The 17,795-nt window shown below is 59.4% G+C and carries 9 protein-coding genes; 7 read left to right on the top strand and 2 right to left on the bottom strand.

Annotation, left to right across the window (positions count from 1 at the left end):
* Positions 1 to 9: 9 nt before the first annotated feature.
* Positions 10 to 1,692 (bottom strand): FAD-dependent oxidoreductase, encoded by a 1,683-nt coding sequence (locus UH5x_RS14770; RefSeq protein WP_482632840.1) that lies wholly within the window; start codon positions 1,690 to 1,692, stop codon positions 10 to 12.
* Positions 1,693 to 1,777: 85 nt separating this feature from the next.
* Here UH5x_RS14770 and UH5x_RS14775 point away from each other — a divergent pair, with 85 nt between their 5' ends.
* From UH5x_RS14775 to UH5x_RS14800, 6 genes are all read left to right on the top strand, one after another.
* Positions 1,778 to 2,125, top strand: coding sequence for an ArsR/SmtB family transcription factor (locus tag UH5x_RS14775; RefSeq protein ID WP_047815681.1), 348 nt, complete (start codon positions 1,778 to 1,780; stop codon positions 2,123 to 2,125).
* A 162-nt stretch (positions 2,126 to 2,287) separates the two neighbouring features.
* Positions 2,288 to 3,883, top strand: coding sequence for an aldehyde dehydrogenase (NADP(+)) (locus UH5x_RS14780; protein ID WP_482632841.1), 1,596 nt, complete (start codon positions 2,288 to 2,290; stop codon positions 3,881 to 3,883).
* A 297-nt stretch (positions 3,884 to 4,180) separates the two neighbouring features.
* A complete protein-coding gene (locus tag UH5x_RS14785; RefSeq protein WP_047815678.1) occupies positions 4,181 to 4,366 on the top strand; it encodes a hypothetical protein in 186 nt (61 codons plus the stop codon).
* A gap of 198 nt (positions 4,367 to 4,564) precedes the next feature.
* The gene (locus tag UH5x_RS14790) at positions 4,565 to 5,776 is read left to right on the top strand and encodes a DUF1559 family PulG-like putative transporter (protein ID WP_482632842.1); all 1,212 of its coding nucleotides are present in this window, start codon (positions 4,565 to 4,567) and stop codon (positions 5,774 to 5,776) included.
* A gap of 248 nt (positions 5,777 to 6,024) precedes the next feature.
* Positions 6,025 to 12,252: a hypothetical protein gene (locus UH5x_RS14795; protein ID WP_482632843.1), complete on the top strand. Its 6,228-nt coding sequence runs from the start codon at positions 6,025 to 6,027 to the stop codon at positions 12,250 to 12,252.
* Positions 12,253 to 12,521: 269 nt separating this feature from the next.
* A complete protein-coding gene (locus tag UH5x_RS14800) occupies positions 12,522 to 13,253 on the top strand; it encodes a hypothetical protein (protein ID WP_047815675.1) in 732 nt (243 codons plus the stop codon).
* Between the two features lie 219 nt (positions 13,254 to 13,472).
* Here UH5x_RS14800 and UH5x_RS14805 read toward each other — a convergent pair whose 3' ends face one another.
* Entirely contained in the window at positions 13,473 to 15,452 is a 1,980-nt protein-coding gene (locus tag UH5x_RS14805) for a hypothetical protein (protein ID WP_482632844.1), read from the bottom strand.
* A gap of 587 nt (positions 15,453 to 16,039) precedes the next feature.
* On the opposite strand from UH5x_RS14805, the gene groL reads away from it, so the two are divergent.
* Positions 16,040 to 17,755: a chaperonin GroEL gene (gene groL, locus UH5x_RS14810; RefSeq protein ID WP_482632845.1), complete on the top strand. Its 1,716-nt coding sequence runs from the start codon at positions 16,040 to 16,042 to the stop codon at positions 17,753 to 17,755.
* The last annotated feature ends 40 nt before the right edge of the window (positions 17,756 to 17,795 follow it).

Here is a 17,795-nt window from a genome sequence, read left to right on the forward strand (position 1 = left end):
TGATTCCGTTCACTCAAAGCATCGATTGCGAACGGTTGCTCCACCGGAAAGGTTTTGAACGTCAAAGCCGTTTTGCCGCAGAATCCGAGCGGCAATGTGACCGCGGACTCCCACCGCACAACTGACAACGGTTGGCTGATGGCGGTCCAACTCGTCCACGCGATCACGAAGTTCGTCAACCGGAATATGAATCGCCCCGGCGGCTTCCTGAAGCGGTGCCTTTTCGATTTCCGTGGCACCACGCACGTCGACCACCTGAACATCACTGAGGGAAGCATCCGAATCTCGAAAGGATTCGATGCCATCGAGTGCGTTGCAGGCCGCAAAACCAGCCATGTGCACCGGATCCTTGGCCGAACCAAATGGCGGTGCGTAGGCCAAATCCAAACCGGTTAAATCGCGAGCAGTTCCCCCGAAGTGCATCGCGGTGGCAATCACATCGATGCGTTTGTCGATGCCTTCGCCGCCCACGCACTGAGCCCCCATGACCTTGCCTGTCCCTGGCTCATAGACCAGTTTCAGCGTCATCGTTTCCGCACCGGGAAAGTACCCCGCATGATGCTTGGCGACGATCGTCACACTGGTCGCTTCCTTCCCACATCGTTCTGCCGAGGCTCGCGTCAGACCGGTCATCCCAACGGAAACGTCAAACACTCGCACGACACTGGTCCCCCACACCGGCGTCGCGGCAGCGGATTCCCCCGTCACCGCATGCTCGCCAGCCAATCGACCGGAACGGTTCGCAGGTCCAGCCAAAGGCACTCGCATCGGTTTCCCCAGCGGGCCAAACACCGGTTCAGAGACGTCCCCCACCGCGTAGATGTCGGGGTCACTGGTGCGAGAGAACTCGTCCACCGCAATCCCGCCCGTGCCGCCAATTTCCAGTCCAGCTTCACTCGCCAAGCCAGCGTTGGGCCGCACGCCGATGCCCAGGATGACCAGTTCAGTTGACAGTTTTTTCCCGTCACTCAGACAAACCGAAGTGGCAGTCCCACCTTCACACGAAATCGACTGCAGCCCGACGCCCAAGTGAACCCCAACATTGTTTCGATGCAAAGCATCTTCGATTGGCTGTGCCATTTCATGATCAAGCAACGGCAACACTTGATCACGCAGTTCCACCAACTCAACGGCGACCCCGCGAAGGCGAAGTTGCTCCACCATTTCCAACCCGATGTAACCTGCTCCAACCACGACAGCCCGACGGACCGCACCGGAATCCACGTGAGCCTTGATTCGATCCATGTCGACCAAATTCCTGAGCGTCAACACATTGTCCGCGTCAACGCCGGGAAGATCCGGCACGATCGGTGAGGCCCCCGGAGCCAAAATCAATTTGTCATAGGCTTGCGAGTACGTTTCGTCTTGCCCGGACGTGACCCCGTGACGCCGAACGGTCACCGTTTGGTTGGCACGATCAATTGACACGACTTCTTCTCGCGTCCTCACATCCAACCGGAACCGTCGTCGCAAAAAGTCAGCCGAAGCGACCACCAATGCGTCTCGATCTTCGATCTCCTGACCAATGTGATAGGGCAACCCACAATTCGCGAACGAGACATCGTGATCTTTTTCAAACAAAATGATCTCGGCCTGTTCATTCATCCGTCGGGCACGGGTGGCGGCCGAAGCCCCTCCCGCAACACCACCAACGATCACCAAACGAACGGGTGCATTTGAATCCGCCGACATTTAACTATCCTTTTTGGTCGTTATCTCGTAACATCACGACACATGAATATCGATTCCCCCACTTCAGTGCAACTGCCACTCCGCCATGGCCGCTTCAAAACCTCGCACCAGCAAACGTGTCTCGGAAGCCCCCACCAAGCCTGCGGGAAACGTGCAAGCGTTCTCCGAAGCTGCGGAATGCCTGAAAACGCTGGCTCATCCGGTCCGGCTACGGATCGTGCAATTGCTGCTGCACAGTCGTTACACCGTCGGTGAAATTGCCGCCGACTGCGAAATCGCAGACAACCTGGCATCCGAGCACCTTCGACTGCTGCAGCGATGTGGCTTTTTGGACAGCGAACGCGAAGGTCGCCGCGTGTACTACCAGGTGGTCGAACCTCACCTGACCCAGTTGATGGCTTGCGTTGAGTCACGGTTTCTGGGGGACGATTGATCCACCCCCAGTTGCGCCGCGATCAGATGCGTTCTGATGCTTGCCCAGTGGCAACTGAAACGTGACCGCTTGAGACAACCCGGCGAATGATTGACGATACAGGTCGAACTCCATCGAGTTCCTTCGCGTCCGTCACACCTCGTCGCAGAAAGATTGCCTGCTATGTCCATCGCTTCTCCCGCCACTCACCCTGTTTTGATCGCTGGAACTTGGCGTGAAGCCAACACCGAGTCGACCTTCCAAGCCACCGATCCCAATCGCAACGAAAAACTCGACGCCACGTTCCCCGTCAGCAGTTGGAAAGACTGCGACGAGGCACTCGATGCCGCCGTCGAAGCCGCCACGGAGCTTCGCAAACTTGGGCCTGCCAAAATCGCTGACTTCATCGAAGCGTACGCGGACAAGATTGACGCAGCCAAAGATCAATTGGTCGAAACCGCGTTTGCTGAAACCGGCCTGGCGCGTTCGCCCCGTTTGGCCGACGTCGAACTGCCTCGAACCAGCAATCAATTGCGTGCCGCAGCGAAAGCCTGCCGGACGGGCAACTGGGCCATGCCCACGATCGACACCCAAGCGGGCATTCGTTCGTGCTTGGGCCCACTGGGTCCCGTCTGCGTGTTTGGCCCCAACAACTTCCCATTCGCGTTCGGCAGCGTTTCCGGTGGCGATTTCGCCGCCGCCATCGCAGCCGGCAACCCGGTGATCGGCAAAGCCAACAGTTCGCATCCTGACACCACACGTCTGTTTGCCGAACTGGCCCTCGAAGCCCTCGCTGAGACCGGACTCCCCGCCGCGACGGTGCAGCTGATTTACCGAACCAGCCACTCGGATGGCGAAAAACTGGTTTCCGATCCACGCATCGGAGCAACCGGCTACACCGGCAGTCGAGGCGCCGGCCTGACCTTGAAGGCAGCCGCTGACAAAGCCGGCAAACCGATCTACCTGGAACTTTCCAGCGTCAATCCCGTGGTCATCACCCCTGCAGCCCTCGACGAACGCGGCGATGCAATTGTCGACGAGTTCATCACCAGCGTCTTGATGGGCACCGGGCAATTCTGCACGAACCCGGGAATGGTGATGCTCGTCCAAGGCCAAGCCACGGACAAATTCATCGCCGCGGTGAAAGAGCGTTTCACCGCCGCTCCGGCCGGAACCCTGCTGTCACCCGCTGTCGCGTCTTCTCTGGGCAAGAGCATCCAAGCACTCGTCGGCTTTGGTGCCGAATTGCTTGCCGGCGGAGGCGAAGCCGAAACGGACCGCTGTGCGATGGCCAACACATTGTTGAAAACCAGCGGCGAAGCGTTCCTTGGCAATCCGGAAGGCTTCCAAACCGAAGCCTTTGGAAACGCATCGTTGATCATGGTCGCGGACGACACCCAACAACTCTGCGAAGCGATCCGCCACTTGGAAGGCAACCTGACCGGATGCATCTACTCCGCGACTCAAGGTGCTGATGAAGACACTTACACGCAAGTAGCGTTTGAGCTGGAACCCAAAGTGGGCCGCATCCTCAATGACAAAATGCCAACCGGTGTGGCCGTCAGCGCGGCGATGAATCACGGTGGCCCTTACCCAGCGACCGGGCACCCCGGATTCACTGCCGTTGGAGTCCCCGGTTCCTTGATCCGGTTTGGCAAGCTCACGAGTTATGACAATGTCAAAGACTCCCGCTTACCAGCTCTGCTGCAATCCACGCCCCCAACCCCCGACACATGGCGATTGGTGGATGGAGCCTGGACTCAAGACGTGATCTCCTAGGCACAAAGCCGGGCTCTTAGCAAAAAAGCTCAAACTTTCTTGAATTTTTTGCAGAAGAAATCAGCGTTCAAAACCACGCCCTTCACCGGGGCGTTTCGGAAGCATGCTGACAGTTCCCAATCACCCTCGCGCTTCAGACCCTTTGAATTTCGCGGTACTAGAACCCGACCCACCGCAATTGATATTTGGCATCTAAAAACGAAGTGCTTATGGTCATTGCAGTGGCCGACTGAAAGAGCAATCGAATCCTGAAACTTTTGCCGGCCGTTTGGTTTCATGACCTGACAGGACGCAAAGATGACAGAACCGATGAGCCAAATCGGCAAATGGATGGTCGCAGGCCTCCTTCTCACAGCCTTGGTCGGATGCGGCAGCTCCGAAACGGAACTGCTGCCCCTCGATGCCGCGGATGACGAACAGGCATCGGTGGAAGAAATCATGGGCGGAGCCAACGCGACTGCAACAGAGCGACCGACGGAATGAGGCCCATCGCCGTTCATGGCATGGCGATGAACAGGCGGGCAACACAAGCGGTGCGATTCACTTGCATCCAACAGGAAGAGGCGAAATCCCAATTCATTCAGGAAACAACACCAGCTCATTCATGGGCGGGCGATCCTGAATTTTCATTCCTTCCGAACTTCCTGTGGTCCGTTGACCACATTTTTCCTAGGTGCATCGATGTCCGTTACACATTCACCGCTGGGGCACAATCGCCCCAACCCTGTCCCGAGTCGCATGACTCGCTCGGCATTCACCCTGGTCGAACTCTTGGTCGTCATCGCGATCATCGGCGTCTTGGTGGGTTTGCTTCTGCCCGCCGTCCAAGCCGCTCGCGAAGCAGCCCGACGAATGAGCTGCAGCAACAACTTCAAACAGATGGGCTTGGCACTTCACAACTACCACGCGGCCTACAACACGTTTCCTTATAGTCGCGTCGCAACTCAAACCCAATGGCGTGGACTGGGTCCCACCGTGGCCATGACGCCCTTCATGGAACAGCAAGCCGTTTGGGAGATGATTTCCAATCCCCATACGAGTGACAGTGGCACGACCTACGTCAAATTTGGCGGGTTCCCATGGAGTTCCGACTACACTCCCAACCGTTTCCAAATCCCAACGTTGCGTTGTCCATCAGACCCTGCCGAAGGCGATACCATTGGCCGCACCAACTATGCGTTCTGCTATGGAGACGCGGCTCGGTACATCACCTTCTATTGGTTTGACGGTGACCAACGAACCGACCCTGGCTATGAGTGGGCAGGCGATGATGCCGTGTGGCGTGGCATGTGGAGATGGAACAACAAGAAAAAATTCCGCGATTGCTTGGACGGAACCAGCCAAACCATCATCATGGGTGAAATGGCCAACTTCCTCGATGACCGTTCGATCATCGGCACCGCGGCAGTCTTTGGAAGCCAGGACTTCCAAACCGACCTGGTTCAGTGCAAGAACACGATTGATCCTGAGCGTCCTCAGTTTTATGCCCCCGGCCAAGAACTGATCGGCTACGGCAGCTACGGCGGACAATCCAACCGCGGCCGCTGGTGGACCGATTCCGTCAGCTGCAACTCAGCCATCAACACAATCTTGGGCCCCAACAGCGTGAGCTGCACCTACAGCACCGGCCCTGGGTCAGACTGGACCGGTGGCGTCTACAGCGTCACCAGCCGTCACCAAGGAGGAGCCCACGTTCTGATGACCGACGGTTCGATCAAATTCATCACCGACTCGATCAACGCCTCGACCGAAGGCATGGACAGCAACACAACCGTGACCCCACGTGGGCCCGGAACCGGCCATGACGCCGGTGTCGAAAGTCCCTTTGGCGTCTGGGGTGCCATGGGCACGGCATCTTCAGGAGAGACCCGAGCCAACGAAGCCACCCTCTGATTTGATTGGCGAACTCCGTTCGCGACCCTCAGAAACCTGAAGACCAGGCCACATCGATTTCCAATCGGTGTGGCCTTTTTTCGTGCGGATCTCAACTCGAAACGCCCCCATCGCCCTCCACCAACCAAGAAAAATCGCATCCGCCCGAAGCATTTTCCTCTCCATGGTCTCTAGCAGAGAACCACTTGGCCTAGATTGGCCTGTATCCGACCGTTTCGGTCCCTTCCCTGCTTCTTGCTGCGGTTTCCATGATGGAAGTGCTGTTTTTCATTGCGATCGGTTGGCTGATCATCACGATGGTCGGGCACCTGACCTGGGTCGTCTTCGCGACCATCTTTCGCCTGGTGTTCGCTCCCAAAACGCTCTATCCATCACCACCACCCCGGGTCGAAACACCTGAAACGCAGCGATCCACCCCCCAAAGCCAGAAAAGCTCGACAGCTTTTGTTGACCAACCATCAGCCTCCGCGGACCTGGCCGCGTTTTCAAGAATGATGGATGCGTTGACCGCGACCGGCCAAGTCGATGCAGAGACCGCCGGCCGATTGAAAGCGTCCGCCCACGACTTGGCCCTGGACTCGACACCGACGAACGTCGAACCGGTTGTCGAGCCAATTCTTCCCGCCACAACCGCTGCGACTCCCCAACCAATCGCGGATTCCCTCCCCCCGATCGCAGCCAAGTCGATCGCAACGTCGCCAACCGAACCCGTGGCCATTGAACCGGTGGCCATTGCCCCCTTCGTCGCAGAAGCGGTCACCGCTGACGCCGTCTACGATCCTCCGGTCCCAAGCACGCCCAAGCGAGCGCTGTCGGAAGTCATCACTTCGTTCCTGGCTCGCAACAACATTCGTTGGGGCGAACTGGTCGCTGGATTGCTGGTCGTGGTCTGCTCGATTGGCCTGGTCGTCAGCCTTTGGAACACGCTGACGTCCGCCCACCGAGTTGTCCCCTCGTTGATCTTCATGTCCGCCGACGCGGCAATCTTCGCGGCGGGTTTGTACACGGTGCGGCGATGGAAGCTGCGCCACACCAGCCGCGCGGTGTTGATCATTGCGACGCTGCTGGTCCCACTGTGCGTGTTGGCTGGCATGGCCGCGGCGGGTGCAGGACTGGATTCGGTTTCGCTTTCCGAGCCCACAACGCTGGGCACGATCGTGGCTGGATTGGCGGGCTGCGGTTGGCTGCTGCTGCAATCGTCACGCAGCTTGGTCGGGCGTGCCGATGCATTGCCGATGACCGCCAGCGTCATCGCACCGACGCTCTCACTGCCATTGCTCCCGACCGCCGCACGCATGCTCGGCTCCCACGCGGGATTTGCGATCTTGGTTCCCGCGATCTGCGTTGCGGCAGCGTTGCTTTGGCCACAACGCCAACGCCGCACTCACCTGAATTCGCACGGGCGAGGGCCCTCCCTGGGCGGACCAAGGCACTGGAAAAATCGTTGGCTATCGCTCGGGATCGCGTCTTCGGCGATGGCCAGCGTTCTGGTTTACGCTGCATTCCTGTTCAGCAATCTGGAAAACGAATTCGCGGTGCAGACCGCTTGGATTCAAATCGCGATCGCATCGATTCCATTTTGGATCGCGATTGCATCGAGTTGCCACAGCGACATGTTGAAGTTTCGCGTCGACGCGGTCCCCGCAACCGGCGGCTCTCGCAAGCGTGGCTGGATGGCCAACTCTAATTTGATCGCAACGGTTCTGACAGTGCTCTCAATGGCCGCGGTGCTGGCGATCTTGCCCGCTTCACTTCGCAGACTGGACTGGATGTGGATGCATGCGGTGGTTGCGGCGGCTTCGTGGGGCGCGGCCTCGATCACACTCCGGCAACTCTCTCGCCTCATTGGCACAACGCTGCCACTCGGGATCGCCGCGATGCTGTCGTCTCCTGTCTGGATGGGTGACATGAACTGGGGCGATCTGCCGATGTGGCGATTGGTTCTGGGCGGCGAACCGATGGTGACATCGCTTGCAATCGCCGCGCTGCTGGGTGGGGCTGGCTTCGCCCTGGACCAATTCGCGACAGGGAAATCATGGGCTCGCAACCAAGTCACTGCTAGCTGGCTGGCGGCCTGCGGCTGGGGTGCACTCGCGTTTGTCCAAGCGTTGGTACTCAGCGTTGCCCCGGTCGCGTGGCTTGGTCAGGTCCCGCCGATGCTGGTCGATGTGGTGCTCGGATTGTCCGCCTTGGGATGCATCCTGGGTTCCTTCAAAGATTCGCGAGCCTCCCTGGCAACACCGGTGATCTTGGTCGCCTTTTGGACCTCGGTGCTCGGATTTTTCACCTGGACGGATGGGCGTCTCCACACTGACCTCACCCTAACACCTTGGATCGGACTCGCGGTCACGATGTCGTTGATGACGGCCGCGTTGCTCGCGAAGCACCTGCTCCACCGGCAATCCAACGTCAACGAACAACACCTCTCAACCGAGCCACCCAACTCGCTTTCGCGAGCAAGCAAAGTGTCGCTGCGACGTCATGCTTTGTCGGCAGGAGTGACGGCATGCCTGTCTGCTGCGGCACTCGGCGGGATTGGATTGCTGTCGCTCTCATCCAACGAGATCACAGCGCCCGGGTGGTGGTCCGCCAGCGGTCAACTTTGGCTGCTGGTGACCGCGTTGTTCGGGGTCGCGATCTTGCTGCGAGAAAGAAGTTGGCTGCAGACTTCGATGGGCCTCTCCGCGATCACCGTCGCGACCACCCTCACCGCTTCGCTGGGCGTGAGGACTTGGCATTCCGAATCGTGGCTGGGCGGAATTGCAACGTGGTGGGTCGCGGCAATCTTCGCGGCGACATCGGCGATCTGGATGCTCATTCGAATGGTCGCACCACTTCGAAGTTGGTTTCCTGATCGCAAACTGAATTGGGCTCAACTGCCTGATGGCCTGTTCGCCATGCTGGCGACCGGCACGCTCATCTTCACCGTCGCTCGCCAGTACGCCGCGATTGTGGCGGCACCCTTGGAAGCGATTGCGCAGTGGCCCACCAACGAATGGATTGCCGCGGCGAATTTTGCTTGGTTTGAATCAGCAGCCTGCTTGGGATTGATCGCGGGAACGGCCGCGTTGTTCGTTCTCTCACGACGTCACACCGAAGATTCACTCTGGTCCGAAAACGGCTGGCAAGATTGGTTCCTAGGATTGCTTGGCGCAGCCAGCTTGTATCTCGCGAGCCAACTTTCTCTGGCGTGGACCAACTCCGCCGCCGCCTGTTTGGTCATCACCACCACGCTCGCCTGTGCGTTTTTGTTGACCTGGAAATTTCGGTCCCAAGCCATGCTCAGCCCCTGGCTGCCACTCGGCAGCGGATCGCTTGCATCGAGCCATCCAAATCCGCTGACTGCATTCTTGCTGCCGAGCACGTCCGAGCGTTCGGTGATCCACGCGATGCTCGTCGGGCTGGTCGCAGCCGGATCAATTGTGTTGCTGGCGACAGGCTGGTTCGCACCTCTGTCGAACAACCTTTCACCGGATCGATTCAGCACGCTCGCGGTGACCAGTTGGTGGGTGATCGCATCGGTCGGGCTGCTGTCCTCCAAGGCGGACTCCAAACGCGAAGCGAATTCCCATTCGCTTCTTTCCAGCACCTTGCTGCCTCTGGCGATTGGTGTTGCCACCCCAGCGATCGCCACGCGAGTTCCGTTTGCGAACGAGCCTTTGGTGTGGACACAAATGTCGGTGCTGGGGTCACTGGCGTGGTGGTTGCTGCATCGGTTGGTTCGCAGCACCTTGGGTTCACCTGCCGACGGCCCACCGCGCTCCACCGCGGGACCCCATTTTTCGCGGGGTTGGATTTTGACCGTTGGATTGGCATCCTGCATCGGAGCTGGGCTGGCGGCCTATTCATCGACCGGAACGATGCTGCACCCCCTCTCTTCATTGTGGACGCTGCCCGTCGGTGGCTTGGTATCCGTGATTGCCGCCGCGATCGCGTTGAGATGCGTCGTCACACCGGCTCGCGACGCTTGGCCGTTTGCAATCAGCCTGTTGTCCGGGCACGCAACCGTCTTCATTGTTTGGATGCAGTGGGTTCAGCCTGAATCAGCACTGGTTGTCCTGAGCGGTCTTTGGCTCGCCGCGTCCATTGGGTCGGCGGTGCTGCACTGGATTCGAAACATCCCACTGCACGCGTGGCACCTGACTTCACTGACATTCTCGATGGCTTGGGTTGCGTTGTTTGACAACCACACTGCCCCTTGGGAACTGTCTTTCCTGGCGGTCCTTGGACTGTCCGTGGCAGGGCTCCTTTGCACTCGGCTGGGGCGAGTGAACACCAGCGACGACGACTCGAAAAACAACGTCATCAGCGACCATCGTCCAGCCTGGCAATCAATCGGTTCGGTCACCTCACTCGCCGGCTGGGACTGGCGTTTCATCCTGCCGCGAATGCTGGGATGGATGACCGTTGGGGTGGGTGGGTTCTTGCTCTGGAACACAGTCTTGGATCCCGTCGTTGCCGTGGCCAAGTTTGATCCGACATCCATTTGGCTGGCTTGGATGGCGCTGTGGGTGATCGTCTGGCGAAGCGTGAGAAACGATCGATCGGCACCGTTGGCCGACATCGAAACCGCTTGTGCCATGGTCCCCATCGCGGCATTCGGTTGGATCGAGTCGCACCTTGCACTGCCCAACTCGGCCTTCGCTGATTCCGGTTGGATTGGCGTCACCAGCGGCACGTTGACATTGGCTTCGCTCGGATTGGTCGCCGCGTCCGCCTGGCTGCGGCCGAGCGGACGAACGGTTTGGTTTGTCAGCGTGGTGCTCTCCTGCATCGCGGTCAGCGAAGTCGCCCTTTGGATTGGATCGCAAACTGGCCTGACAACCAACGAAGGGTTGGCGGTGACTCACCTGGCAGTGTCGGCGGCCTTGGTGGCTTGGACGTTTGGCACTTCCCTGCTTGGACACGCTCGCCTGCGATTGGCCAATTCGCTCGAACAGGTGACGCTGCTGTGGGCTGGACTGAGTTCCCTGCTGGCCTGCTGGCTGGTACTGGATCACACCCATGAACCATGGCCGCGGGTTTGCATCCTGGCCACCGGCGCTCTCGCCTGGGTGTTCTTTGAACTGTCCGAAAGAAACCTCGCCAACAACGCTGCCATCACCTCGCGAAGACGTCACATCACCGTCGCGATTGCCTTGTGGTCGATCGCTTTGATGGCGTTGCTGACCGGCCTGCCGCTGCAGCACCCCGCCTTGATCGCGGTGATGCGACTGCTGATTGCCGGCGTCTTGATGGTGGCGGTGTTGTTGCTAGCGATCCCCAAGTTGCTCAAGGGTCCTTTCCTGGATCGCTGGAGCGAAGCCTTGACCCGCGGCGGGCTGATCTCGGGCATCGTCGCCATCGGATCCCTGGTCATCATGCTGGCGCTGGAGTCTGCAGTACGGATGCCAGTGGTTGGCATCCCTGGCATCAGCATGCCGGTGGTGATCGCCGTCGCGATCACGCTGGGCGGACTGGCGGCGATGGCGGGTGCCTTGGCAATCCTGACGGGCCCGAACACCGGACTGCCCAACTCCCGGTTGTCCAATTCTCTGCTGAGCGTGCAGCTCGATGATTCGCAGCGGAAATGGTTGCTGTACATCGCCCAAGGGGTTGCCGCGACAACTTGGTTGCACTTGTTCCTGTGCCGAACCGGAATCGCTTTCATGGGCCTGCGACAGGTCTGGCCGTACGTGGTGATGGTGATCGCATTCGCCAGTGTTGGTCTGACCCAGTGGGCGATGCGACGCGACGACAAAGTGTTGGCCGACGTGATGCGTCGCACCTCCATGTTCTTGCCGATGATTCCCGTCGTGGGGTTCTGGCTGAGCGGTTCGTACGCGGTTGTGACCCAGTCCGAGAGTTGGTCCTGGACCTTTTTTCGTGGCACAACGTCCTACCAAGGCCTGCTGCTGGTCGGTGCGATTTACTACGGAATGATGTCGCTGCTGTGGAAGAATGGGCTGCCTCGAATCGCCACCGTCGTGCTTGCCAACGCAGCCCTGTGGGTAACGCTCACCCAGGTGCCTGGCTGGGACTTCATCACGCACCCGCAAGCCTGGCTGATCCCGCCCGCCGCCTGCGTCTTGCTGGTCGCTCACCTGCAACGCGAGCGTTTGGAGGCGGCCATGGGATCTGCGATTCGGTACGCTTGCACCTTGGTGATCTACCTCAGCAGCACGGCCGACATGCTGCTGTCTGAAATCGGTCGCTCGCTATGGGGGCCGGTGATTTTGGTGCTGCTTGCTCTGGCCGGCATGGCGCTCGGCGTGGTGCTGCGAGTCAAACCGTTCCTGTATCTCGGCACCATCTTCGTGTTCCTCGGCGTGACCAGCATGGTCTGGCATTCCACGCAAGCGATCGATGCGGTGTGGCCGTGGTGGGCGTTTGGGATCACGACCGGACTGCTGCTGCTGACAGGATTGGCGATGATTGAAAAGCATCGACCGCGACTGAACCAATGGGCCAACCAATTGGCGAGTTGGGAAAGTTAGTCCGATTGGTCAAACCTGGCCTCTCATCGAAGCAACCAAGTTCGCTACACTGACCCGCCTCGCAAGTGCCAACGAAACAAAATCGCGTTGTTGACAGCGAAGGAAACCCAACGGGTGACGCCCTGCTGTTGAAGTGACTCACAACCCGACGCGTGAGCGAGGGACCACAACCAATCCTTCGCTCATCCGCCGAACGACTAGGCAAGGCGGATTCGCTTCGAAGGTACCTGAACCAACAACGAACTTGTCTCAACCACGGAGGATCGACGATGGCAAAATCAGAACAACAAAAGCAAAAAAAACTGGCCAAGCTGAAGGCCAAAGAACTTCGCAAAAAGAAAGAACTGGCCCGCCAGCAGCAAATGCTGACGTCGATGGCCGGCAAAATGCGAGCTGCCGCCACCGGAACAATCAAGGACTGCATGATCAGCCCGGATCTGCTGGCCCCCAATCCAACCAGCCCCGCGATCGGGCACGTGATGCTTTCGCGAACGGCACCCGGCAGCCAAATTGCCGCGGCGTTCTTCCTGGTCGACTTGGGTTGCATGGGCGTCAAAGACGTGGCTGGCAACTATCGCACCCAGACGGAATACAACGATGTGATCTCCGACATGCAGTCGCGTCAGATGCTGCAACCTTGCGAGCCCGAGTTCGCTCGCGGGGTGGTGGAAGCCGCGATCGCGTATGCCGAATCATGTGGCCTGCAACCGCACCCCGACTACAGCAAATTCGCACCGCTGTGGCATCACATCGAGCCCGCGTCCGTGGGCGACACACTTGCCTTTGGAATGAACGGCAAACCGACGTACATCGCGGGCCCGTATGACGACATGGGCCGACAAACGCGGATCTACAATCGCCTGCTCGAGACCCTCGGCGAAGGCAATTTCGAATTCGCAATGGCCACGTCGGGTGCCCCAAGCTTCGATGACTTCGAACTGGACGAAGAGATCGACCTCAGTGAAGAGAACTCGATGGTGCGAATCGATTCTGCAGAGTGAACCAACGCAAAGTGATGAGTCGAGCCGAGCCAATGGGCATCGGCTGATTCATCCAACTGCGGCGATTCTGATTTGCAACTTTGGACGAACCCGGTGATTGCGATGAAACCGGGGCGAACGCCAAACGGCTCACATGAAAGATCGAAAACCGACTAAATCAACAGCCCGCTGGCGTCAAAACGGCTCACCAGACGACGAAGCTGTGACGCAGCACCAGGCTCAGCGATTCAGTGCGTGCCAGCCCGACTCTTGATGCTGGGTGGCTTTTGGTTTGGCAGGTTGCAAAGCCCGAGGAGTCGCCTGGACGGGAGCCAAGGCGGGACGTCGATTTTGCACGCGATTCAATCGCTCTTGAACGGGCTGTCGAACAGGCTGGTAGTCGCCAGCAGGCTCGGACAACGCAGTCGTTTCTGGCATCGAGGGCCGACGTTCCGTCAACGACGCTTCACGGACTTTGTATCCCCACTGAACCGGACCTTCCTCCTCCAACGAAGGAACCGTTCGTGATTGAGCTTGCTCGTAAGCTCCACCGCTGGTGCGAGGTGGAGGCGGCAGGGCAGGCAACAAATCAGGTGCCTGCAATTGCCCCGATCCCGAGGTGGATGGCGGTGTCAGCGAAGGGATCGAACGGACCGGCGAAGTGCTCGGACGGGCAACCGGTGCGACCGCTGGAGCGGAACCTTCGTCAAACGCATGGCGATAACCTTCCGGTGCCGGAATGGGTCGCACACGAGGAGCGGCAGACGGATTGGCAGAAGTGTTTCCGGCGGTCAAACGTCGCAAGTCCTCGCGATCCCGCTGGACCTCTTGCCGGCTTCGACTGAGGTAGTCGTCCAGCGAGTCTGGAGTGCTTCCTTCGCTGCCACCCTGCTCTTCTGGTTCGCTTTGGTATCGATAGCTGTCGTAGGCATCGCTGGGATCCTTGCTTTCCGCTTCGGGCGGATCGTAGGCAGGACTGTTCGACGGAGCCGGTGGCTCGATGCTGTAACGGTACTGCGATGCAGGCGGCTGATCCGACGGCGAAGGCTGCGACTCAACAGACGGTTCACTGGCGTAGGGCGACCCCGTCAACGGCGAAAGCGTTTGCTGCTGAGCGTCGAATGGCTGCAAGTTCGAAGGAGCCGAAGCTGGCGGCGCCATCGGCTGCAGGTCTCCCGTTTGGGCGACTCCGCCGTAGCCATTCGGATCAATGGTGCTGGGGATTGCCGAAGCGGACGGCGCACCGCCCCAACTCGGCTGAGCCGCGTACGACCCGGCAGGTGCCAACTGAGTCGAAGGCGAGCCCGCGTAAGGCGAAGCCCCGTAGGGACTGGTGACCGGAGCCACCGAAGTCGCAACGCCGCACGAATCGACCGTGGTCATGCACGGATCCATCGTGGTGGGAGCGACCATGGCGGGTTGCGATGCCATGCCTTGGAACGTGGTGTAAGGGGTTCGCTGCAACTGCTGAACGGTTGAATCACACGCTCGTTGAACCGTGACCGTGGTCCCGGTGACAGGATCCAACGTCGTGGCAGGCCGATAGTAGGTGATCGGTGCCGTGTAATAGGAACTGCGATAGCCCGTGCCCAGCAACGAATTGAAAAACCGCGACAGTCCACTTCGGATTGGGGTGGGGTAACCGGTCGTTGGTGGATAACCAGTGGCGGGCCGATAGGCCGTGACGGGCTGGACACCTGCGGGGTTGGCCGCGTAACTGCTGTTGGGATACACGTTGCCCGCCCCCATGAAGTTGGCGCCCGTGGAAACGGCGCCTCGGTACCCCGAAACGACGGGTGAATTCGCGGTCGGCAACCCGGTGTAGACCGATGGATTGTCCAGCGGCACGGCTCCGTAAGCGGGACGCTGCAACGAATAAGACGGCGACGGAGTGTAAATGCTGGTCGGATTGAGCGGCAACACCGACGAAGTTGGCGCGGCGGTCATCAGCGGTGTGTAACCCGCCGTGTAGCCCGGGTAATTGGCGGCATAACCAGGCGGAGGCGCAATCGCGGGAGCCCCCATGGCGGGCCCAGGCATCGTGGTGATCGTTGTGACAGGCGCACCCACGACCGGCGTGTACCCGGCGACGTAAGCGGGTTGCTTGCCATACAGCCAATCCGTCAAGCAGCACGCGTTGGCAACGGGCGCGGCAAAGGAGCCCACCAACTGGCTCAGGACGGCAAACGGCAACACATATCGGCGATGACACCAACGCATCAGCACAACCAATCAGGTTTGAATCATATCGGGATGAACGGACTGACCGACCGCATCTCAGGGGCCAGATCAAACTCGAACTCAACTTTTTGAAAACCACGCAACGACGCGCAGTTGCCGCAAGTGAAGGTTTTGAAAGCCCAAAGGTCAATGATTCTTGAGCGGCAGTTCACCGCTTGGCAAGCATTTCGGGCCGTTGGCTGCCGGTCGAAACGATTGCAGCGGTTGGGAAAGATCCTGGCCGGACACGTGGTGATTTCACGCCCTCCAAGGGCCTCCTGCCACGTTGGCAACCGCGGACCGAAGAACCAGGCCCCTGACTTTGGCCTGGCAACCACACCAATTCCGTAACCCACTCACAGCTAGCGACTTACAACAAATCCAAAACGCTCGGTACGGCGATTGCTACCTGCGAGCCCCAACGAACGCATTCGTGCCCGAATGGCCGAACCGCCTCGTTCGACCCGAACACATTCCCCCGTCTCTTTCCCTCTTGGCATCGAATCCGTGGCCGCCTGGACTCGCACTTTGCGATCGTCCAACCCCGCGTGCCTGTCGGATCCAAACCACCTCAGGAGAACTACATCGTGGCAAAGCAGATCGTTTTCGACGATGACGCACGCGGCCCATTGCTTGCCGGCGTCAGCAAGCTGGCCCGTGCTGTCCGCAGCACACTTGGCCCTCGCGGCCGCAACGCCGTTTTGGACAAAGGATGGGGCTCCCCCAAAGTCACCAAGGACGGCGTGACCGTTGCCGAGGACATCGAACTGGACGATCCATTCGAAAACCTCGGTGCTCAACTGGTCAAAGAAGCTGCCAGCAAGACCAACGACGTGGCTGGTGACGGCACGACCACCGCAACGGTGCTCAGCGAAGCCATCTTCCGCGAAGGCCTGAAAATGGTCGCGACCGGAGCCGATCCCATGGCACTGTCTCGCGGCATCCAAAAGGCTGTCGACACCGCGATCGCTCACATCGCCAAAATGGCGACCCCGATCAACGAAAAGAGCAAGAGCGACATCAAGCAAGTCGCCACGATCGCCGGCAACAACGACCCACAAATTGGTGACGTCCTCGCAGACGCCTTCACCAAAGTCGGCAAAAACGGCGTGATCACAGTCGAAGAAGGCCGCAGCAACGAGACTTACGTCGACGTTGTCGAAGGCATGCAATTCGATCGCGGATTCTTGTCGCCTCACTTCGTCACCAACCAAGACGATGTCACCGTCGAATTGGACGATTGCTACATCCTCTTGTTCGAAGAGAAGATCAGCAACAACAAGAAGATGATTCCTTTGCTGGAAGCGATCAGCAAAGCCAAGAAGCCCTTGTTGATCATCGCCGAAGACACCGAAGGCGAAGCGCTCGCAACCTTGGTCGTCAACAAGATGCGTGGCATCCTGTCGGCCTGTGCTGTGAAGGCTCCTGGTTACGGCGATCGCCGCAAAGCCATCCTCGGCGACATCGCTGCCCTGACCGGCGGCAAGGCGATCTTCAAGGACCTCGGCATCGACCTGGAAAGCGTCAAGGTTTCCGACCTCGGCCGCGCCAAGCAAATTCGCATCAACAGCGAAGCCACCACCATCGTCGGTGGTGCTGGCAAGAAAGCTGACATCGAAGGCCGAGTCGCTCAAATCCGTCGCGAGATCGAAGCGACCGACAGCGATTACGACCGCGAAAAACTGCAAGAGCGTTTGGCGAAACTCGCCGGCGGTGTGGCTCAGATCAACGTCGGTGCAGCAACCGAAACCGAGATGAAGGAACGCAAAGCCCTCATCGACGACGCGCGTGCCGCAACCCAAGCGGCACTCGAAGAAGGCATCGTCCCCGGTGGCGGAACCGCCCTCCTGCGTTGCCGTGCTGCCGTTGAAAAACTGGAAAAAGCAACCGAAGGCGATCAAAAGCTCGGCGTGCGAATCATTCGCAACGTGCTCGATCAGCCCATGCGGGCGATCGCCAACAACGCTGGCCTCGACGGAGCCGTGGTCGTCAACCGCGTGCTTCAGATGAAGGGCAAAACAGAAGGCTACGACGCCAACGCTGACAAGTACTGCGATCTCGTCGCAGCCGGCATCGTCGACCCCGCCAAAGTGGTTCGCACCTCGCTGACCAACGCCGCATCGGTCGCCGCTTTGTTGCTGACCACCGAATCGTTGGTCGCTGAAATCCCCGTCGAAGAAGAACCAGCCGGTGGCGATCATCACGATCACGGCATGGGCGGCGGAATGCCAGACATGGGCGGCATGGGAATGGGTGGCATGGGCGGAATGGGAGGCATGGGTGGCATGGGCGGCATGATGTAAGCCGCTGCCCGCGACCCTCCTTTCAATCCTTTTTTCACCC

The organism is Rhodopirellula sp. UH5 (assembly GCF_056839225.1).

What these genes read in the sequence shown, in the direction of transcription:
- UH5x_RS14770 (WP_482632840.1), bottom strand. Translation starts at nt 1,692, where the DNA reads ATGTCGGCGGATTCAAATGCACCCGTTCGTTTGGTGATCGTTGGTGGT.
- UH5x_RS14775 (WP_047815681.1), top strand. Translation starts at nt 1,778, where the DNA reads ATGGCCGCTTCAAAACCTCGCACCAGCAAACGTGTCTCGGAAGCCCCC.
- UH5x_RS14780 (WP_482632841.1), top strand. Translation starts at nt 2,288, where the DNA reads ATGTCCATCGCTTCTCCCGCCACTCACCCTGTTTTGATCGCTGGAACT.
- UH5x_RS14785 (WP_047815678.1), top strand. Translation starts at nt 4,181, where the DNA reads ATGACAGAACCGATGAGCCAAATCGGCAAATGGATGGTCGCAGGCCTC.
- UH5x_RS14790 (WP_482632842.1), top strand. Translation starts at nt 4,565, where the DNA reads ATGTCCGTTACACATTCACCGCTGGGGCACAATCGCCCCAACCCTGTC.
- UH5x_RS14795 (WP_482632843.1), top strand. Translation starts at nt 6,025, where the DNA reads ATGATGGAAGTGCTGTTTTTCATTGCGATCGGTTGGCTGATCATCACG.
- UH5x_RS14800 (WP_047815675.1), top strand. Translation starts at nt 12,522, where the DNA reads ATGGCAAAATCAGAACAACAAAAGCAAAAAAAACTGGCCAAGCTGAAG.
- UH5x_RS14805 (WP_482632844.1), bottom strand. Translation starts at nt 15,452, where the DNA reads ATGCGTTGGTGTCATCGCCGATATGTGTTGCCGTTTGCCGTCCTGAGC.